The sequence below is a fragment of the Streptomyces sp. NBC_00386 genome (genome assembly GCF_036063235.1).
In the GTDB taxonomy this organism is placed as follows: Bacteria; Actinomycetota; Actinomycetes; order Streptomycetales; family Streptomycetaceae; genus Streptomyces.
This window is the reverse complement of sequence record NZ_CP107950.1, coordinates 3,109,794-3,128,062: the sequence shown is the minus strand read 5'-3', so window position 1 is coordinate 3,128,062 and position 18,269 is coordinate 3,109,794. Positions and strand designations below refer to the sequence as shown.

Sequence of the window (18,269 nt, the reverse complement as noted above, 5' to 3'; positions counted from 1 at the left end):
CAGAAGCAGAGCCGTCGTGCCGCTCAGCGGGGCAGAAGCAGAGCCTCCGCACCCACCGGCCGGTAGCCCGCCGCCTGGAACGCCCGCGCACTGCGGGCGTTCCCCGCGGCCACCTGGGCCCAGACCGGTTCGCCGGCCAGGTGCCGCGCCGCCGACGCCAGCGCCCGGCCCAGCCCCCGGTGCCGTACGCCCTCGTCCACCTCCACCGCGGCCTCCAGACGTCCCCCGACTCCCTGCCCGAGGACGAGGATCCCGCCGTCCGCGGCCCACGCCCGCACGCCGTCGCGCCGCCCGCGGGCACCCGTGAGCCGGGGGTGGGCGAGGCCGTCGATCTCCGTGAGCGCGAGGGCCGCCGGGCCGGGGAGCGGGGCGGCGACGGACAGGACGTCCACCGTGTCGTTCGACCGGCCCGTCCGCTCCATGAGCGCGGCGAGGAACCGCGGGTTCATCGCCGCCGCGAGCGGGTCGCAGTCCAGGGCCCCCAGCGCGGCGCGCACCCAGCCCTCGTCCTCGTCGGTGAAGACGACCGAGTGCGCGGTGAAGGCGAGGACGCCGGTGTCGCGGGGGGAGTGCGGGCGTACGACCGTGGTGGCGCCGTCGGGCGGCGGGAAGACTCCACGGGCCGCGGCGTCCAGAATGTCGCGCAGAGTGCCGGGCATGACCGTCCCCCGTCGCTTGAGTCTCCACCCACTGGAAGGCCCAGACTCCCAGACATGATCGACGACGGCACCGGCCTTCTCACCATCGGCGAGCTCGCCCGCGCCACCGGCCTGACCGTGCGCACCATCCGCTACTGGTCCGACGAGGGCGTTCTCGCCCCCGTGACCCGCTCCGCGGGCGGCTACCGGCTCTACGACGCCTCCTGCGTCGCCCGCCTGGAGCTGGTCCGCACCCTGCGCGAGCTGGGTCTCGGCCTGGACGACGTGCGCAGGGTGCTGGCCGGCGAGCGGACGGTCGCGGAGGTCGCGGCGGCCCATGTGGTGGCCCTGGACGCCCAGATCCGTTCGCTGAAAGTGACCAGGGCGGTGCTGTCGACCGTGGCACGACGTGGTTCGAGCGCACAGGAGACGACACTCATGAACAAACTGGCGCGACTGTCCGCCGCCGAACGCGGGCGGATCATCGACGACTTCATGGAGGAGACCTTCGGGGGCCTGGACACCGCGGACCCCGACATCCGTACCCGGCTGCGGTTCAGCGTCGGTGATCTGCCGGACGACCCGACACCCGCGCAGGTGGACGCCTGGGTGGAGCTGGCCGAGATGATCCAGGACCCGGGCTTCCGGGCGCGGATGCGCGAGATGATCGAGTTCAACGCGGCGGACCGGGGACCGGAGGTGCCGGCGGGAACGTCCGTGTGGTTCATGAGCCGGCTGGTGCGGCTCGCGGCCGAGGCGCTGGAGCGGGGTGTCGAGCCCGGTTCGCCGGAGGCGGACGCGGTGCTCGGCCGGCTTCTCGGCGACGCCGACCGGGCCGCCGTCCTCGCCCGGATGGAATCCGCGGCACACGCCGAGATGGCCCGTTTCCGGGAGCTGGCCTCGCTGGTCAGGGGCATGGACCCGCTGTCGGCGCACCGTGAGGAGTTCGCCTGGGTACTCGCCGCACTGCGCGCTCACCCGGACCGTTAATCTGACCTCCGTACACAAGGCAGTAACGCATGCAGTGATGCACGACGAAGGGGCGGATCGGTGGCCGACATCGAGGAAGCACGCAAGCAGTTCGAGCGGATCGATACGGACGGTGACGGGTTCATCACCGCAGCCGAGTTCAAGACCGCTCTCGCCCAGGGCGGCGACTGGAACGTCACCGAGTCGGTGGCGGAGGCCGTCATCGCCAGCCGTGACCTCAACGGCGACAAGGTTCTCTCGTTCGACGAGTTCTGGACCCACCTGAACAAGTGACGCCGTCCGAAGGGGCGCCCGCCGGACTCCCGGAGGGCGCCCCTTCGGCATGACGGCACCCGCCGGCCCGGTCGCCACGGCCCCGGCGTTCCCGTTCCGCTCACCCGGGCGCCGTATGCCCCGGAATAGGGGATCCGGTTCCGGGGTTGGTGCGCCCATCAGGCGCACCAACCCCGGAAGGGTCTGTCTCATGAAGATCGGCATCATCGGCGCGGGCAACATCGGCGGCAACCTCACGCGGCGGCTCACCGCGGTCGGGCACGACGTCTCCGTCGCCAACTCCCGTGGTCCCCGGACGCTCGGCGCGCTCGCCGAGGAGACCGGGGCGACCCCCGTCACGGTCGAGCGGGCGGCACAGGGCGCGGACGTCGTGATCGTCACGATCCCGCTCAAGGCCGTGCCGGACCTGCCGGACGGCATCCTGGACGGAGCCGCCGAGGACGTCGCCGTCATCGACACCGGCAACTACTACCCCCGGCAGCGCGACGGCAGGATCGCCGGGATCGAGGACGACGGCCTCACCGAGAGCCGCTGGACCGCCCGGCAGATCGGCCACACGGTCGTCAAGGCGTTCAACGGCACCTACGCGCAGGACATCCTGGACCGCGCCCGTCCGGCCGGGGCCCCCGACCGCATGGCACTCCCGGTGGCCGGCGACGACACGGCGGCGAAGCGGCGCGTACGCGACCTCATCGACGAGATCGGCTTCGACACGGTCGACGCCGGTGGACTGGACGACTCCTGGCGCCAGCAGCCCGGCACCCCCGTCTACGGCCTCCAGGAAGGCCGCGACGCGGTGACGAAGGCACTGGCGGAGGCGTCCCCGGAGCGCGCGGCGGACTTCCGCGGGTGAGCGGCCGGCCCGCCGCACACGCGCCCTAGACCGCCTGGCTCAGCGCGTCCGCCGGGATCTCCGGAGCGTGCGGGTGGACGGCGGACCGGTGCTGGAAGGAGAGGATCTTCGGGTTCTGGACGACGCCGTCACGGATCTCGATCGCCTTGCGGACCGTGATGTCGGCGTCCCACGCGGTGGGGCCGCTCATGACCTTGCGCAGGTAGGGAAGCAGCGCCTCGCTGATCTCCCAGGTGGCGGAGTTCCACAGGTGGGACGGGCTGTGATCCACCGCGTAGTAGTGGCAGCCCGCTCCGACGGTGGGCATGGGCTCGCCGAAGGTGGTCGGGCGGGCCCAGCCGAAGCCCATGCCCTCGTCGCAGGCGACGTCGATGAAGAACGTGCCCGGCCGGAACAGGGCGAGTTCCTCGTCGGTGACGAACATGAGCGGCGCGTCGGTGTCCTGCAGGACGCAGTTGACGATGATGTCGAACCCGGCCAGGTACTCCGCCAGCGGCACGGGCCCGGCCGGAGTGGAGGCCTGCAGGCCCGACGCGGTGCCCGGCCGCTCCTCGAAGTGGCTCATCACGACCGAGGGCATCGGTGAGGCCACCGCCGCGGCGGCGCGCTGAGTGAGCACCGTGACGTCGGAGACCCCCATGGCGCCCAGGCCCGTGACCGCTCCGCGCGCCGTGGCGCCGAAACTGATGACCGCCGCGCGCAGGCGGCGCCCGTAGCTGCCGGTCAGCCCACCGAGCTGCAGGGCGTGCAGCACCGAGCAGTAGCCGGCGAGTTCGTTGTTCTTGTGGAACACGTGGACGCTGAAGGCGCCCGTGGAGGTCCAGTGGTTCATGGCTTCCCAGGCGATCAGCGTCAGCCGCCGGTCGATGCCGATCTGGGTCATCTTCTCGTCCTGCACGCAGTGCGGCCATCCCCACAGCACCTGGCCCTCGCGCAGCTCGGCGAGGTCGTCGTGCAGGGGCTTGGGCAGCAGCATGATGTCGCACTCGGCGACGAGTTCCTCACGGGAGCGCAGTCCGGCCACGAGGGGCCGCAGCGCGTCGTCGGGGACGCCGAACCGTCGGCCGTAGCCGTGTTCGAGGAAGATCTTCTCGCGGATGTCCGGGGCGATCCGGTCGAGGTGGCGAGGGTGCAGGGGCAGGCGGAACTCGTTCTCCTTGCGGGAGGAGGCGAGCACTCCGAGACTCATCAGGCTCATGTGGGGCGGCTCATTTCCTGCCGGACGCGATGCGCTCCGGCCTTGCCGTTCCCCGAGGGCGACACCGCGATGGATGGCGGCGTGCGAGGTGCGCTCGGTAAGGCAACCGTACTCCGGTCCCGGACGCCGACCGCCCGCCGCTCGTCCGAGCCCGGCGGGCGGCCCGGCGTTCCGGGGGGAAGCGGATGCCGGGCGCCCCCGGGGCGGGGAGCCGGGGGCGCCCGGCGTCGTCGGTCGGCGGGGAACCGGTGACCTCTAGGCGCTGCCCGCCCACGCGCGCAGGGCGGCCTTGGTGTCGAAGTCCGCGACGTCCCGGTCCACCGGCTCGGAGGTGTACTGGTGGAAGCGCCACTTCGCCTGGATGCGGGGTTCGCCGGCGGTCACGTAGTCGGCGATCCACAGACCGTCACCGGCGTACGAGGTGGTGTCGATGTTCAGCCAGAAGTTCCGGTTCGTGTAGAGCACCACGCGGTTGTCCGGGCGGAGCTCCTTCACCTTGCGGATGAAGCGGTCCTTCTCCGCGTTGCTCGCGTGGGTGCCCTCGCCGGTGGTCTCCCAGTCGACGGCGAGCAGGTCGCCCGCCCTTTCGGGGGCCTTGCTCACGAAGTAGGCGGCCTGGGCGGTGATGTCGCCGGGCCACAGGAAGTGGTAGAAGCCCACGACGCATTCCGCGTCGCGGGCGGTCCTCACCTGCGCGGTGAGTTTCGGATTGACGTACGAGCGGCCTTCCGTCGCCTTGACGAAGACGAAGGAGAGGCCGGCGGTGCCGTACGTGGACGACTGGTAGGCGCTGACGTCGATGCCTCGCAGCATGGGTGGAGCCTCCGTGCATGGGGGGAGGGGGAGGGCCAGGCGGGGCGGTCCCCGGGTGTCCGTGGCGAACAACTGCCGCTGTCCAGGGAGGCGGTCGTCGGGGGGCGGCCGCCGTTGTCCACGGGGACAGTCCGTACGGGACAACTGCCTTGGGGATTCCCCCACTTCGCCCCCTCCACGCTCGCACGCGTGACCGGCGCACCCGCACCGGTCGTCAGGGCCGGGCCTCTCGTCCGCCGCGGCGCCCGGGAGCCGCCCGCGCGGGAGCCGGCCCGTCGGCGTGCGTCAGGGGCCGAACCGGCCACCGGCGGGCAGTCCATGCCGACGAGAGCGCGCGGTCCGCCTACAGGACCGGGTCCGGCGCTCCGGCGCGCTCGCTCCGTCCCCGGCCCCCGCCGCTCGGGCCGGCCCTCCCGGGGGCGGGCCCGCGGGGAGGACGCGAAGTGCTGGCTGCACGTGTTCACAGAGCTGAGGAACCGCGGCCTGAACGACGTGCTCATGCTGGTCTGCGACGGACCGAAGGGCCTTCCCGAGGCCGTGGAGACCGTCTGGCCTCGCGCCATCGTCCAGACGTGCGTGGTTCACCTGCTGCGGAACTCGTTCCGTCATGCCGCCCTCATGGACGGGGACAAGGCCGCCAAAGCCCTCAAGTCCGTCTGCACCGCGCCCAGCGAGGACGCGGCGACGGAGCGGTTCCTGGAGTTCCAGGAAGCGCGGGGCCGGAAGTGTCCGGCGATCGTGAAGCTGTGGTCGGACGCCTGGGCCGAGTTCGTGCCCTTCCTCTCCTTCGGCGTCGAGATCCGCAAGGTCATCTGCAGCACCAACGCGATCGAGAGCGTCAACGCCCGCATCCGCAGGGCTGTTCGTGCCCGTGGGCACTTCCCCGACGAAGCCGCCGCCCTCAAGTGGATCTACATGGCGCTGATGAGCCCGGACCCGACCGGGAAGGGCCGCAAGCGGTGGACCATACGCTGGAAAGCCCCTCTCAACGCGTTCGAGATCGCGTTCGAGGACCGCCTGCCCCCGAGCGGCAACTGACCATCAACAACCAACAGCAGCCGCTAAATTGACACACCCGCAGACTGCCGTACCCACGAAGAGCGAGAACATGTACACTCGCCCGAAGATATCCACTTCGTGGTGATGGTCATGGTACGTAGTGGTTCAGGAGCTGGTCGGGGGGCTGGTGTAGTGGCAGCGGCTGCGTGCGATGTTGCCGAATCGTTCGACCTTGACCGCCTGGAATGCCAGGTCGTGCAGGGTGGAGAGGTTCCCAGGCAGGCGTACAGCGCGGGCCTGGCGGCGCTCCTCCTCGAAGGTGTCATCCAGGACGTGATGCCGGTACTCGGCGGACCAGCACAGCTGTTGACGAACCGCCAGGTCGCTGGGTCTCGCGTCCGAGGCCGGCAGGCTGGTGATACCGAACACGTATTCCTGAAACCACGATCGTGGACTCCATGCCCGCGCGCCAAGTTCCGGCAAAGCGTGACCGATCACGAGAACTGACTGACCATCATCGTGGAACGGAACTCACCGGGGCCCTGGTGATGAAAAACGCCGTCGCCGACAGCCAAGCCCATTGACCAGGTCCTGTCCTAGGCTATCCGGGGGAAACAAGTGCCGCAGACCTTGCTGAGCAAGCCTTGCTGAGCGTCCATGGCCCTAGACGGCCAGTGGGCGAATTTTCTGAGCCAACGGTCCCCGCAGTCGATGAATTGGACCACTGTATCATTCATGCCCTGCGTATCGACGGTCGGGCGCCATTCAGCCGGATCGCCGAGGTTCTGGGCGTCTCCACGCAAACAGTCGCCCGTCGCTACGGGCGGCTGAGCAGCGAGCTGTCGCTTCGCGTCGTCGGGGTGGTGAACCCGCGGCAACCGTCAGGTGGGAAGTGGATTCTGAGGCTCACGGCCAGCCCGAACACCGCTCAGAGCGTCGCGTACAGCCTGGCTCGGCGGGACGACACCACCTGGGTGCGGCTCGTGTCCGGGGGAACCGAAATCTGCTTCGTCATGAACTCCGCGGCGCACCATACGCTGCTGTTCCGCGAGATCCCTCGTGTGGCCAACATCGCCGAGGTGTCGGCGCACCGCCTGCTGCATACCTATTTGGGCGGTCCCACCGCATGGCAGGGGCACACTACCGCTCTCACCAACGAGCAGCAGGAACAACTACGCCGAGCACTCGACTCGTCAGATGACGCTGACGAGCCCAAGCTCCGCTCATCCCTGACCCAGGCGGACTGGCACCTGCTGGCCGCGTTGCAGAACAACGGCCGCATCAGCTACACGGACCTCGCCGCCGAGACGGGCCAGTCTTCCTCGACCATTACGCGCCGACTCGCTGCTTTGCAGGCCAGCGGCATGCTCACCTTCGACGTCGAGATCAGTGCGGAGGTGTACGGCATCACCACGCAAGCCCTGCTGTGGATGTCTGTCGCTCCCGCGTACCTGAACCAGGTAGCGAGCACCCTGATCCAACACAGGGAACTGGCCTTCCTGGCCTCTACCACCGGCCCGACCAACCTGGTGGCCCTCGTCTTGTGCAAGAGTCCCAGTGAACTGCATGACTACCTGGCCGACAGGCTCAGCGCGCTCGACTCCATCCGCGTGCTCGAGACAAGTCCTGTCCAGAGGACTCTGAAAACCACCAGTCCGTTCTTGCAGAGCAGCCCCAGACGTAGCGATTCAGCCTGACGCGGTTCGGAGCCTCCGTCAGTCGATCAGTCCAGGGTCAGCAGCGTGCGAAATGTCGGGTGGCCCGGGGAATCTCACCCCCGGCTCCCGCAGATCCGTAGCGTGAGCCTCGTTTCCTCGACCAGAGGTCTGATGACGTGGCCTGGCCTGCGTGAAGTGCGCCGAACCACCGCACCCGTCGGATGCGGCGCTCGCCGCGCCCCGAGCCGGGCTTCCCTGGCTGAACTCCCGCCGAGTTCAGCCAGGGGAAGCGGCGGTGACGTGCAGGAACGCGGGGCCCGGGGCTCGGCCCCGGAATCATCAAGGTGAGTGGCCGGCCTCTCGGCAGCCTGGGGTCATCAGTGGTTGTAGACGAGGTGGGCGATGCGTTCGGCGATCATGATCGTGGTGAGGTTGGTGACGCTGGAGGGCACGTACGGAATGATCGAGGCGTCCACGACACGCAGGGCGGCGATTCCGTGCACGGCTCCGCGGGAGTCGACGACGGCCTGAGGCGAGTCGGCGGCACCCATGGGGGCGGTGGAGGTGGGGTGACCGTAGATGGAGAGGCTGGATTCGATCACCCGCGTCAGTTCCTCGGCGTCGTCGGGCAGTTCGCGCGGCATCAGAAGCCCGGCGAGCGACGGCGCGAGTGCCGGGTCACGGGCCAGATCACGGGCGATTCGTACGCCTTCGAGCATGCGTCGGCGGTCGCGCTCGGTGCCGAGGTAGTTGTGGTCGATCAAGGGCTGGGCAAGCGGATCGCGGCTGGTGAGGCGCACCGTGCCCTGCGCCTCGGGGAGCACGAGAGCCGTGGACAGGGCGATGACGCCGCCGGCGGGCATGAACGGAGCCCCGTTGGGATGCACGGCGACGACGTTCAGGTCGAGTTCACCGTCCGCGGCCTCGCTGGAGGCGGTCCACAGCAGTGCGCCGAGGGCCGGAGCCATCTCCCCTCGCCCCGGGGCGAGCGCATAGACCGCGGGGCAGAATGGGTGGTCCTGCAGGTGTTGTCCGACGGGTAGGTCGGCGAGGGGCTCGATGCCGAGCGACGCCAGTTCGCCGACGGGGCCGATGCCGGAGCGCAGCAGGATCGCCGCGCTTCCGTAGGTCCCGGCAGAGAGGATCACCTCGTCGGCATGGTGCACGGTCCCGTCGGCGGTGACCACTCCGGTCGCACTGCCACCGCGGAACAGGACCCGGTCGACGGTGACGGCACCGTGCACCGTGAGATTCGGGCGAGCGCGCACCTCAGCGGTGAGGTAGACCAGTGCGGTGTTCTGTCGGATCCCATCGAGGACGTTGACCGCGAAGGCTCCGACGCCGTCCTGCTCGGCACCGTTGAAGTCGGTGATCCGCTTGTGGCCGCGGGCGACCGCGGCGTCGATGAAGCCACGATGCGCGGGGGTCAGCTCGGAGTCGGTCAGCTGGCGCACGGGCATCGGCCCGCTTCGCCCGTGAAACTCCTCCTCGCCGGTGGGGGTGTTCTCCAGGTCGCGGAAGTACGGCAGGACGTCGGCGAAGCCCCAGTCGTCGAGCCCGTTCTCGGCCCAGCGGGCGAAGTCGCGGGCACGGGCGCGGAGGGCGGCGCCTGCGTTGACGGCGGAACTCCCGCCCATCACCTTGCCGCGCAGGGCGACCATCGAGGGGCTCAGTCGCCCGCCCCGCGAGGTGTATCCCCAGTCGTGATCGAGATCGGCGATGCGGTTGGCGTCGAGCAGTGAGTCGGGGAACCGGGTGGGGCCGTAGTCCGGCCCGGCCTCGAGCAGCACGACGCGCCGGGCGGGGTTCTCGCTCAGGCGCGTGGCGAGCACCGCGCCGGCCGACCCGCCGCCGACGATCAGGACGTCGGCCGGTTCGACGGAGTGGGACAAGGTAGGACCCTTTCGATCTCGCTGGAGTTGGAGGGAGCGTCCCGGTGGCGAGCCGCCGCGGGCGACATCGGAACCGCGCTCACGGTGCGAACGTGAGCGTTGCCAGAACCAGGTTCAGTTCCGGATGACACCCTTGTTCCGCATGAGGAAGTCGGCCAGGTAGCCGTCGTGCGGTACCGAGGGATCCATCCAGTGGGTGTGCTGGCTTCCCAGGTACAGGTTGCTGATGGTCGGCTCGTCGAGCAGGCGGTCGATGAGCCGGCTGTCGTGGGTCATCGCGTTGAGCACGAGCGTGTTCCTCAGCGGCTCCGTGCCGGCCTCGGGTGTCCACGGCGCGATCCACACGCAAGGGAACGGCAGTTCCACACCTGCCTGCGGAGCGGCCGGATCGTCGAGTTGGAAGACGGCCGGCATCAGCGCGGCGCTCCCGTCCCCGAGTTCACCCACGACGCCGTCGCCGCCGAGCCAGGGCCGGGCGCCGGCCGCCTTCTTGAGCAGGTGCGTTTCGATCGCCTTGGCGACCGCGACCGGCTGTACGGGGAGTACGGCCTTGTCGTCCTCGGGCGGCAAGGGGGTCGCGGCGGACAACCGCGCCGCGACCGCCTCGGCGAGCGGAGTCGGGTCGCCCTCCACGAAGATGGCTGTCGTGTTCACACATCCGGTCCCGCCGTGGCCGCTCACGGATGAGACGATCTCGTCCAGGTGGTCGCGCCAGTCCACGTCGGCCGTGATGAGGATCTTCGACCGACCCGGCCCCTGCGGCAGCACCGTCGCGGCCTCGCCGTACTTGCGGGTCACCTCCTCGCCGCCGTACACCATCCCCAGGTCGGCGCCGCGCAGGATGGCGTCGGCACCGGCGTGGTCGGTGGGCAGGAGCACCACCTGGTCGTCGGCGAATCCCGCGCTCCGCAGTGCCGCCACGAGCCGGTGCGGGGTGAAGGGATCGCGGCTCGACGGGCGGACCGCGACGCGGTAGCCCAGCGCCAGTGCCTCCGGCCAGATGCTGTGGGTGCCGGGGTGGTTGCCCGCGGCGTGCACGGCGAACACGTCTCCGCGCCGTGTCCACACCGAACGCCCGGTCCGCGTCAGCGGATCGCGCCAGTTGTCGACCGCCCCCCGCGGGCGTGCGTACTGGACGCTCGCATGAGCCTTCGCCACCCGTTCGGCGACCGTCGTGGTCGCCGTGACGACGGAGGAGATCGGGACGCCACCGACCCTGCTGACAGCGTGTTGGTACTCCTCGACGGTCAGGCCGTCGATCGTCGCGGTCGCGAAGAGCTTGGCCGCACGGATCATCGCGTCGGCCCGTTCGTCGGCCGGCATGATGCTGCTCCGGCGCAGCGCCGCCATGGTGCGGTTGACGTACAACGGCGGCACGAGGCTCAGTTCCGCGAGGACCGTGCCTGCCACATCGGTGACCGTCTGTATGTTCCTGGAGCGGTAGGCACCCGTTGCGCCGAGCGCGGGCAGGTCGATCATCAGTAGACCCCCTCGATGACGTCCTCGTCCTCGAAGACCGCGACCGTGGAGATGTCGGCGACCGAGTCCCCGACCAAGCCGTTCACCTGAGGAATCCGGGTGGCGAGGTCACGTTCCAGGTTGCTGGGCAGCAGGAAGGACTTGCTGACGTGGTTGACCAGCACCCGGCCCCGCTCTCCGTAGGGCACCGGCGCGAGGCCCTTCGGATCGACGACCGTGAAGGTCACGTAGGGGGAGAGCGAGTCGAAGACACACGGATCGTCGAGGGAGATCCCGGCGCGCTCGCCCGCGACCCCGATGATCATCGTGCTTCCGTACTCGCCGCACAGCGCGACCTCGGGGAACACCTCGGTCTTGAACAGGTGCCGGGAGTCGGCGTCCATCTGCGTGCCTCCCCACCTGATGCACTTCACCCGCTCGTTCACCAGGGCGACCAGTTTCTCGTCCCTGGCCAGCCGTTCCAGCAGCGGGGGCGTGATGGTGAGCAGGCCGATGTCCTGCGTCCGCAGGACCTCGGCGGCCTGGTCGATGAGGTGCTGGGCGTAGGCGTCGACCTGCCCGAACTGCCCCTCGGCGATGAGCCGCTTCACCCAGCGCGGATCGAGGTCGATCGTGAAGCCGTGGCGGCCGTGCGTCACGGCGTGCTGCCGGAACAGGGTGCCCACGACGTGCGGCCCGGTCGGGATGATTCCCAGCCAGTTCCCTCCGCGCGGCACACCGTGACGGTCAAGGTTCGCGTTGCTCCAGCTCACCATGCGGTGCAGCCAGTCCCGCATCAGAACGACCCGCTTCGGGGCGCCGGTGGTGCCGCCGCTTTCGAAGAACCCGATCACGTCGGGCTGATTTCCGTATCCCCTGGGAATCAGGTCCTCGCCACGGACGTCACGAAGGTCCGCGGCCACGTTCGGGAAGAGCCGGAGGTCCTCGTGCGTCTTGACATCGGCTCGCGGATCGAAGCCGAGAGTGGCGGCTCGGTCCAGCCAGAACTTGCAGCCGGTCTCGGGATTGAAGTGCCACTCCATGGCGGCGCGGATGAACTCGTCCGGATCGGGCTGGACGTCGAACGGAAGATCCAGGATCTGGTCTGCGGTAAGAGGCATTGTCTCTTCCTCATGGAAAGGGTCGGGTGTGTCCGGGCACGACGACGATGCCGCCGAAGCCGTGAAAGGCGGTGAGCGCCAGGAGGGTTCGTCGAAGGAGCGGGGCCTACGGTTGCAGCCGGCTCGTACGCCACTCGAGCGAGTCGCGGTCATAGCGCAGCCTGCGGTGCAGCCGGTCCGAGCTCGCGGACCAGAATTCGACGACGTCGGGCTGCAGCCGGTAGCCGACGAAGAACTCCGGCCGTGGCTGGGGCTCCCCGGTCAGTTCCAGGCTGCGTGCCCTGGCGCGCAGAGCCTCGACGTCCTCCAGCGGCTCGCTCTGCTCGGTGACCGTCGACATGGCGTGCAACGGAATCGGCCGGGCGGACCACAGGGCGTCCGACTCGGCGTCGGGCAGCAGCTCGACCGGACCGGAGACGATGATCTGCTGACCGGTCTCTCGCCAGTACAGCAAACCCGACGCCCACCCCGTAGCAGCGAGTTCGCGTCCCTTCTGGCTGCAGCTGTGGCTGGTGAACACCAGACCGAGGTCGGTGACCTCGGTGATGGCGACTATCCGGTTGGAGGCGCGGCCGCGGGAGTCCGCGGTGGCAAGCGCCAGCGCGCTGGGCTCGCGGACTCCGATGTCCCGTGCCTCGGAAAGCCAGCTGCGCACCAGCTGGAGAGGCTCCGACGGCGGCTGGTCGTACTCGGGGAAGGGGAGGTCGACCTTCCCGCTGAGGGACTCGTATCCACTTGCGTCCATCAAAGGGCCCCCGCTAGACATTGATTGTTCCCTCGGCAACCATGACGGCGTGCCCGCCGACGTGGACCGAGCTGATCGACTCGCCGACCCCCTCGGCGGTCGCCCTCATGACCGACGGGCGTCCCATTTCCACGCCCTGGGTAATTCTGATCTCCTGCCCGTACTCGGCGAATCCGTGTCTGGCCAGGTGAATCGCGAGAGGCCCGGCAGCGGAACCGGTCGCCGCGTCCTCGACCACGCCGTAGGCGGGGGAGAACATCCGCGTCCGCCAACCCCCGTCCGCCTCGGCGAAGCAGTTGGCGGCCATGTCGGGGAAGCGCGAGAGGGCGCGGTGATCCGGGTGGAGAGCGGAAAGCGCCTCGACGTCGCTCAACCCCACGAACACGTGACGCGGCCCGTTGTGGTAGATCTCGACCGGGGCCGTCGATGACTCGACCCCGAGTGCGGCCAGGAGCTCCGTGGCGAGATCGTAGGGCTTCGAACTGGGAACCGGCTGCTCCATCCGGACCCACGCGGCGCCGTCGCGGGTGCCCAGCTCGAACGGGATGGCACCCATCGCGGTCTCCAGCAGCAGCCTGTCGCCTCCCCAGGTCCGACCGAGCGCGAAGGCCGTGCCGAGCATCGGGTGCCCGGCGAACGGCAGTTCGTTCACCGGGGTGAAGATCCTGATCCGTGCGTCGCCGTCCTGCTCGGCCGGCAGCACGAAGGTGACCTCGGAGAGGTTCATCTCCTTCGCGATGCGTTGCATCGTCTCACCGGTCAGATCCTCGCTGTCGAAGAAGACGGCGACCGGGTTGCCCAGCAGGGGTTCGCTGGCAAAAGCGTCTACGACCATGTATCGGTGCATTACGGGCGCTCCAGGGCTTGTGCCGGTACCGAGGGCCCGGCGGAGAAGGCGAGGCCGAGCGAGTCGATCCCCTCGGCCACCGCTGCGACGTCGAACCCGGTGCGGTGGTCGGGTGCGTACCCGATCAGCTCGGCCGCCCGGTTGGGGGGCAACTGCTGATCTGCCGGAACGTCCGAGTCCCACCACATGACCGCGCCCCAACGGCCGCGTTCACGGTCGGCGATCCACAGCTTCAGGCGCAGTCCCTTGACCTCGTGCCACGGCTCGACGGAGCCGTCACGAAGATCCTTCTCCAGGGATTCGACGGTCTGGTGGGACCTGTCCAGGTCCCACCAGACGACATCCACTCTCATCGGCCGAGCACCCCCCGTATCGCCTCTCTGATGATGCGCGGGCCGTCGACGGTGAGCACCGACTCGGCGTGGAACTGCATCGAGGCGAAGCCCGGCCCGCGGAGCGCGTTCACCTCGCCGGTCTCCTGGTCCCGGCTCACCTCGACCGCGCCGATCCCTTCGACGGTTCGCTCGCTCACCGCGCTGTGCACGGCGAACGTGTTGTAGAAGCCCACTCGTTCGGGCACGCCGAACAGTTCGATCTCACGCTGTACGCCCTGGTTGGGTACCTCGCGGCGGTGCAGCTCGAAGCCGAGCTTCGTACTGAGCACCTGATGGCTCAAGCACACGGCCAGCATCGGCCGGCGACTCGCCAGCGCGGTGTCGATCGACTGCCGCAGCTTGGCGATCTTGGGGTGGGAGGTCGTCCGCGGATCTCCCGGACCGGGACCGAAGACCGTCAGGCCGTAGGCCGCCACGTCGTACGGCTCGTCGAAGCGGCGGACCTCCACGGACAGCCCCAGTGACCGCAACTGCTGGTCGAGCATCGCGGTGAAGGTGTCCTCCGCGTCCACGACCAGTGCCGTCATGCCGTCCAGCGAGGCCCCGGCCGACGGACGGTCATCCTTGTCCTTGTCCCGGAGCCAGAAGCCCGCGATCCCCTCGTTGCGGCGCTCCAGGGCGGCGAGGACCTCCGGGTCGGCCGCGTAGCCGGACGGACGGTCGGACTTGAGCGCGTTGAGCAGGGTCGCCAGCTTGCCGTGGGTCTCGGCGGCCTCGGCCATCGGGTCGGAGTGGCGCACCAGCGTGGCCCCCACGGAGATGTTCATCCGGCCGCCGGGATCGATGTCGGCCGTCCGGATCAAGATCGCCGAGTCGAGTGTCTGCTGTCCGGCCGCGTCCCGTCCGATCAGCGCGGCGACCCCGCTGTAATAGCCGCGTCCGTTCGGCTCGTAGCGCGAGATGACCTTGGCGGCGCTCTCCAGCGGGCTCCCGGTGACGGTCGGGGCGAACATCGTCTCGTGCAGGACCTCGCGCACATCGCGGTTGGTCCTGCCCTCGATCAGGTATTCGGTGTGCGCGAGGCGCGCCATTTCCTTCAGGTACGGCCCGTGGACGCGCCCGCCGTCATCGCACAGCCGGGCCATCATCTTCAGTTCCTCGTCGAGGACCATGTAGAGCTCGTCGGTCTCCTTGGTGTCGGCGAGGAACTCCATGACCCCCTGCAAGCTGGGGCCGCCGGACGGATACCGGTACGTGCCGCTGATCGGGTTCATGACGGCCGTGCCGCCGACGAGCGAGACGTGGCGCTCCGGTGTCGCACCGACGAGAGTGTTGCGGCCGGTGTGGATGATGAAGGTCCAGTAGGCCTTCTCCTCGCGCTCCAACAGCCGCCGGAAGAACGACAGGGCGCTGGTCAGCGAGTAGTCGCCGATGTCCGCGACGAACGAGCGCTTCATCACGAAGTTGGCGCCCTCGCCGGTGCCGATCTCCTCGGTGACGATCTGACGCACCATCTGCGCATAGGCGTCGTCGTCCATGTCGAAGTGTCCGTCGGTCAGTTCCGTCGGGACCTGCGGGAAGCCGGCGAGCGCTTCGGCGGCCGGCACCGTGTCGCGAGCGGTGAGGCTCATCGCGAGCAGGGGCGTGGCGTCGTCCCGCGCGGCGAAGCCGCGATCGGCCAGCTGCCGGTAGGGGACGAGCACCAGCGTGTCGAGCGCGGGACCCGGCCCGGAGTCGTCGGCCAACGGGATGTCGTCCAGCGACTTGTACTCGGTCACCTGGCCGGCCAGGACGTCCAGCGTGCCGGGGGAGCCGCTTTCGGGACGGTGGATGATCGCGAAGGCGGGGAGTTCCAGCGCGAGAACCTGCTCAAGCAGGGCGCTCATGCGAGCACGTCCTCGGTTCGGACCACCATGGCGCAGCACCGTGCCGCGTATTCGAGGGTCATCTTGTGGCGGTCTTCGGAGAAGTCGCCGAGCGCGTCGGCGACCAGGAAGGGCTGGATGTCGTTGGAGAACGCCTCCAAGGCGGTCGACAGCACACCGATATGCGCGTAGACGCCGCAAATGATCAACTGGTCACGCTGTAGCGCGCGCATGCGCTGGAGCAGCTCCGACCCGAAGAACGCGCTGTAGCGCCATTTCGTGCTCACCCAGTCGTCCGCGTCGGGTTCGAGTTCTGGAACGACCGCGCGTTCGGTCTCGTCAGTGCGCATGCCGGGACCCCAGAAGTCCTTCAGGAGCCCACGCTGGTGGTCCGTCATCCCGCCGGGCTGGGCGGTGTAGGCCACCGGCACCCCCAGCGCTCCGCAGCGCTTCTTGAGGTCGGCGATGTTGCTCACCAATTCGCCGCGCATGCCGTCCTCGAAGGGCTTGAGGAAATAGCTCTGCATGTCGTGGATGAGGAGCACCGCCCGATCCGGGTCGACGGTCCAGCGCACGGTGTTTTCCGGCAGCGCATCCCTCGGCGGCAGTCTGTAAGGCGCGATCGGCGGTATTCCCGTCATCACAAGGCTCCCTCTCTAGGAATCTCAGTACTCGGACCACGCCGAGACCACCTTGATGGCCTGGGGGGTGTTGAGTCGCGGATCACACAGGCTGGTGACGGGGCCCGACCCCAGCTCGGCCGTGTCCAGCACGCACTCGGTCACGTCGTCGGGGGTCGCCTCGAGGTGAAGCCCCCCGGCCGGAACCCCCGCCAGGTCCAGGACCCGCCGGAAGCCGCGGACTTCCCGGGCGACGGTTTCCACGAGCCGGTACTTGGTGCCGTCAGCCGCGCAATCGGTGTTCCCGTGCATCGGGTCGCTGAGCCAGACCACCGGGTGCCCGGCCGACTGCACAGCCTCGACGAGCCGGGGCAGCCTGTCGGCGACGAGGTCGGCGCCCATGCGCACGATGAGTGAGAGCCGGCCCGGCTCCCGCTCCGGGTCCAACCGGTCGCACAGCTCGACGATGTCGCCGGCGGTCATCGACGGGCCGACCTTGCAGGCGACCGGGTTGGCCACCTGGGCGAGCAGTGCGACGTGCGGGCCGTCGATCTGCCGGGTCCGCTCGCCGATCCACGGCCAGTGGGTGGAGCCGAGCAAGTGCCGACCGCCGTCGAGCTCTCGGAGCATCGACATCTCGTAGTCCAGGAGCAGCGCTTCATGGCTGGTCCAGACGACAGGCCCGTGGGGCCGAGGTGCTGACCCGACCCACCCGAGCCGCGTCGTGATCTCCCGCGCCGCCATGTAGCCCGTGAGCATGCGCAGTGGATCGGGACGCCTGCTCTCGTGGGTGGGCTCCGGCCCGTTGATCATGTGCCCGAAGAAGGACGGCAGTTCGTCGTCGCCGAGTTTTTCGACCTGGCTGGAGCGGGGCTTGCAGAACTGCCCTGCGATCCGCCCGACCCGCAGCGTGGGCTTGCCGGTGGCGGTCTCCAGGTTCTGGGCGAGCAGGTCGATGAGTCCGGTCTTGCCTTGAATGTGCCCAGCGGTGCACTCGGCTGGGTCCTCCGCACAATCCCCGGCCTGGAGCACCTGCATCTCGCCGGTGGCGACGCGGGCCAGGTGGGAGCGGAGGTTCTCTACCTGCGCCGCGGTCACCAGCGGTGTGACGGATGACAGCATCGCTCGTACGAGCTCGACCTGTGAGGGACTGTCCCATTCGGGCTGATGGCGCGCCTGGGCCCTATCGATGTCAGCAAGGATGTTTCCCATAACGACCTGCTCCATTGATTGATAAGAAGACGCCTGGCGAACGGCGTTCAGGTCGGTATGTCGGCCCGCTTGACCTGAGGGACGGCGATGCCCAGAGCCCTGAACTGCTGACAGGGGTTCATGAACTCGCGCTGGCGCTTGATCTTCCCGTTCTCGAACAGGAAGGAGTGCAGGAAGTGATTGCTGTAGTGGCCGTCGGGATAGTCGGGGAAGCGGATCGTTCCCTCGCCGTCGCATTCGACCCAGAACTGGTTGGGGTCCTGTGTGTCGAAGATCTCGACGTTCGTCCAGGCCCAGTCGGGGAAGCACTTGAGCGACCATTGGCCGTGGTCACCCAGTCGGTCCCTGCCCGTGATGACGATCGGCTGCCCCGTTTCGGTCGTCCAGAGACCACCGGTGCCGTCTTCGGTGAACAGAAGGTGCCGACGCAGGCGATCCTCCCCGCGGGTATTCATGTACTGCGCCACGATCGCACGGTTGCTTGCTCGCAGTTCCGCGTCGCCGCGGGAACTCGAAAACGTATCGGTGGTTTCAGCGGTGCCGGTGATGTCGACCATTGGCTCTTCCTTGTAGTGCCGAAGTAAAGCGGGATCACCGCGCGCACAAGGGCAGACCCAACAAGTCATGACGACGCTGAAAGAGCACAATCATGCATTGGTTCATGAGATTTCTGTTGAACCCCCCTCCCGCGCTCGGCGGGTAGGCGGAATCTTGTTCATACCCTGGCTGGTTCGGGAAGCCGATCACCGCTG

General features: G+C 68.9%; 18 protein-coding genes and 1 pseudogene. 5 read left to right on the top strand and 14 right to left on the bottom strand.

The genetic code is table 11. The features are described 5' to 3' along the window. Window positions 1–23: 23 nt before the first annotated feature. Window positions 24–659 carry a GNAT family N-acetyltransferase gene (locus OG780_RS13545; protein WP_328447957.1) on the bottom strand — a complete coding sequence of 212 codons (636 nt, stop codon included), beginning with the start codon at window positions 657–659 and terminating at the stop codon, window positions 24–26. A gap of 54 nt (window positions 660–713) precedes the next feature. Between OG780_RS13545 and OG780_RS13540 the strand changes: the two genes are divergently transcribed. The 3 genes from OG780_RS13540 to OG780_RS13530 all read left to right on the top strand — a co-directional run bounded on the left by OG780_RS13540 (window position 714) and on the right by OG780_RS13530 (window position 2,754). Further along, entirely contained in the window at window positions 714–1,628 is a 915-nt protein-coding gene (locus tag OG780_RS13540; protein WP_328447955.1) for a helix-turn-helix domain-containing protein, read from the top strand. Between the two features lie 60 nt (window positions 1,629–1,688). Further along, the gene (locus tag OG780_RS13535; protein ID WP_328447953.1) at window positions 1,689–1,901 is read left to right on the top strand and encodes an EF-hand domain-containing protein; all 213 of its coding nucleotides are present in this window, start codon (window positions 1,689–1,691) and stop codon (window positions 1,899–1,901) included. A 190-nt stretch (window positions 1,902–2,091) separates the two neighbouring features. Then, on the top strand, window positions 2,092–2,754 hold the full coding sequence (locus OG780_RS13530; protein WP_328447951.1) for an NADPH-dependent F420 reductase: 663 nt from the start codon (window positions 2,092–2,094) through the stop codon (window positions 2,752–2,754). Window positions 2,755–2,779: 25 nt separating this feature from the next. Here OG780_RS13530 and OG780_RS13525 read toward each other — a convergent pair whose 3' ends face one another. Beyond that, window positions 2,780–3,952, bottom strand: a complete 1,173-nt coding sequence (locus tag OG780_RS13525; RefSeq protein ID WP_328447949.1) for a N(5)-(carboxyethyl)ornithine synthase — start codon at window positions 3,950–3,952, stop codon at window positions 2,780–2,782. Window positions 3,953–4,207: 255 nt separating this feature from the next. Further along, window positions 4,208–4,765: a glycoside hydrolase family 25 protein gene (locus OG780_RS13520; RefSeq protein ID WP_328447947.1), complete on the bottom strand. Its 558-nt coding sequence runs from the start codon at window positions 4,763–4,765 to the stop codon at window positions 4,208–4,210. 432 nt (window positions 4,766–5,197) lie between these two features. Here OG780_RS13520 and OG780_RS13515 point away from each other — a divergent pair. After that, window positions 5,198–5,803 (top strand): annotated as a pseudogene (locus OG780_RS13515) (IS256 family transposase); the annotation flags it as partial. Window positions 5,804–5,929: 126 nt separating this feature from the next. On the opposite strand, the gene OG780_RS13510 reads toward OG780_RS13515, so the two are convergent. Next, window positions 5,930–6,193 (bottom strand): hypothetical protein, encoded by a 264-nt coding sequence (locus OG780_RS13510; RefSeq protein WP_328447945.1) that lies wholly within the window; start codon window positions 6,191–6,193, stop codon window positions 5,930–5,932. 287 nt (window positions 6,194–6,480) lie between these two features. On the opposite strand from OG780_RS13510, the gene OG780_RS13505 reads away from it, so the two are divergent. Then, window positions 6,481–7,461, top strand: coding sequence for an Lrp/AsnC family transcriptional regulator (locus tag OG780_RS13505; RefSeq protein WP_328447943.1), 981 nt, complete (start codon window positions 6,481–6,483; stop codon window positions 7,459–7,461). Window positions 7,462–7,799: 338 nt separating this feature from the next. Here the strand turns inward: OG780_RS13505 and OG780_RS13500 are convergent, their stop codons facing one another. The 10 genes from OG780_RS13500 to OG780_RS13455 form a co-directional block, all read right to left on the bottom strand. After that, the gene (locus OG780_RS13500; RefSeq protein ID WP_328447941.1) at window positions 7,800–9,314 is read right to left on the bottom strand and encodes a GMC family oxidoreductase; all 1,515 of its coding nucleotides are present in this window, start codon (window positions 9,312–9,314) and stop codon (window positions 7,800–7,802) included. A 114-nt stretch (window positions 9,315–9,428) separates the two neighbouring features. Continuing rightward, on the bottom strand, window positions 9,429–10,793 hold the full coding sequence (locus OG780_RS13495; RefSeq protein ID WP_328447939.1) for an aldehyde dehydrogenase family protein: 1,365 nt from the start codon (window positions 10,791–10,793) through the stop codon (window positions 9,429–9,431). Then, the gene (locus OG780_RS13490) at window positions 10,793–11,893 is read right to left on the bottom strand and encodes a phenazine antibiotic biosynthesis protein (protein WP_328447937.1); all 1,101 of its coding nucleotides are present in this window, start codon (window positions 11,891–11,893) and stop codon (window positions 10,793–10,795) included. Before OG780_RS13490 ends, OG780_RS13495 begins: the two co-directional genes overlap by 1 nt. A gap of 106 nt (window positions 11,894–11,999) precedes the next feature. Continuing rightward, on the bottom strand, window positions 12,000–12,638 hold the full coding sequence (gene phzG, locus OG780_RS13485; protein WP_328447935.1) for a phenazine biosynthesis FMN-dependent oxidase PhzG: 639 nt from the start codon (window positions 12,636–12,638) through the stop codon (window positions 12,000–12,002). Between the two features lie 13 nt (window positions 12,639–12,651). Continuing rightward, on the bottom strand, window positions 12,652–13,473 hold the full coding sequence (locus tag OG780_RS13480; RefSeq protein WP_328447933.1) for a PhzF family phenazine biosynthesis protein: 822 nt from the start codon (window positions 13,471–13,473) through the stop codon (window positions 12,652–12,654). Window positions 13,474–13,484: 11 nt separating this feature from the next. Continuing rightward, the gene (locus OG780_RS13475) at window positions 13,485–13,838 is read right to left on the bottom strand and encodes a hypothetical protein (protein WP_328447930.1); all 354 of its coding nucleotides are present in this window, start codon (window positions 13,836–13,838) and stop codon (window positions 13,485–13,487) included. Beyond that, entirely contained in the window at window positions 13,835–15,706 is a 1,872-nt protein-coding gene (locus OG780_RS13470; RefSeq protein ID WP_328447928.1) for an anthranilate synthase family protein, read from the bottom strand. Before OG780_RS13470 ends, OG780_RS13475 begins: the two co-directional genes overlap by 4 nt. After that, entirely contained in the window at window positions 15,703–16,326 is a 624-nt protein-coding gene (locus tag OG780_RS13465; RefSeq protein ID WP_328447924.1) for an isochorismatase family protein, read from the bottom strand. The genes OG780_RS13470 and OG780_RS13465 overlap by 4 nt, the downstream gene beginning before the upstream one ends. 24 nt (window positions 16,327–16,350) lie before the next feature. Further along, window positions 16,351–17,517, bottom strand: a complete 1,167-nt coding sequence (locus tag OG780_RS13460) for a 3-deoxy-7-phosphoheptulonate synthase (protein ID WP_328447922.1) — start codon at window positions 17,515–17,517, stop codon at window positions 16,351–16,353. Between the two features lie 47 nt (window positions 17,518–17,564). Continuing rightward, window positions 17,565–18,074 carry a PhzA/PhzB family protein gene (locus tag OG780_RS13455; protein WP_328447920.1) on the bottom strand — a complete coding sequence of 170 codons (510 nt, stop codon included), beginning with the start codon at window positions 18,072–18,074 and terminating at the stop codon, window positions 17,565–17,567. Window positions 18,075–18,269 lie beyond the last annotated feature (195 nt).

Bases quoted from the DNA above. Each gene is read 5' to 3' on its own strand.
- OG780_RS13490 (WP_328447937.1), bottom strand. From the start codon at position 11,893: ATGCCTCTTACCGCAGACCAGATCCTGGATCTTCCGTTCGACGTCCAG.
- OG780_RS13545 (WP_328447957.1), bottom strand. From the start codon at position 659: ATGCCCGGCACTCTGCGCGACATTCTGGACGCCGCGGCCCGTGGAGTC.
- OG780_RS13495 (WP_328447939.1), bottom strand. From the start codon at position 10,793: ATGATCGACCTGCCCGCGCTCGGCGCAACGGGTGCCTACCGCTCCAGG.
- OG780_RS13480 (WP_328447933.1), bottom strand. From the start codon at position 13,473: ATGGTCGTAGACGCTTTTGCCAGCGAACCCCTGCTGGGCAACCCGGTC.
- OG780_RS13460 (WP_328447922.1), bottom strand. From the start codon at position 17,517: ATGGGAAACATCCTTGCTGACATCGATAGGGCCCAGGCGCGCCATCAG.
- OG780_RS13475 (WP_328447930.1), bottom strand. From the start codon at position 13,838: ATGAGAGTGGATGTCGTCTGGTGGGACCTGGACAGGTCCCACCAGACC.
- phzG (WP_328447935.1), bottom strand. From the start codon at position 12,638: ATGGACGCAAGTGGATACGAGTCCCTCAGCGGGAAGGTCGACCTCCCC.
- OG780_RS13525 (WP_328447949.1), bottom strand. From the start codon at position 3,952: ATGAGCCTGATGAGTCTCGGAGTGCTCGCCTCCTCCCGCAAGGAGAAC.
- OG780_RS13540 (WP_328447955.1), top strand. From the start codon at position 714: ATGATCGACGACGGCACCGGCCTTCTCACCATCGGCGAGCTCGCCCGC.
- OG780_RS13455 (WP_328447920.1), bottom strand. From the start codon at position 18,074: ATGGTCGACATCACCGGCACCGCTGAAACCACCGATACGTTTTCGAGT.
- OG780_RS13465 (WP_328447924.1), bottom strand. From the start codon at position 16,326: ATGACGGGAATACCGCCGATCGCGCCTTACAGACTGCCGCCGAGGGAT.
- OG780_RS13470 (WP_328447928.1), bottom strand. From the start codon at position 15,706: ATGAGCGCCCTGCTTGAGCAGGTTCTCGCGCTGGAACTCCCCGCCTTC.
- OG780_RS13530 (WP_328447951.1), top strand. From the start codon at position 2,092: ATGAAGATCGGCATCATCGGCGCGGGCAACATCGGCGGCAACCTCACG.
- OG780_RS13520 (WP_328447947.1), bottom strand. From the start codon at position 4,765: ATGCTGCGAGGCATCGACGTCAGCGCCTACCAGTCGTCCACGTACGGC.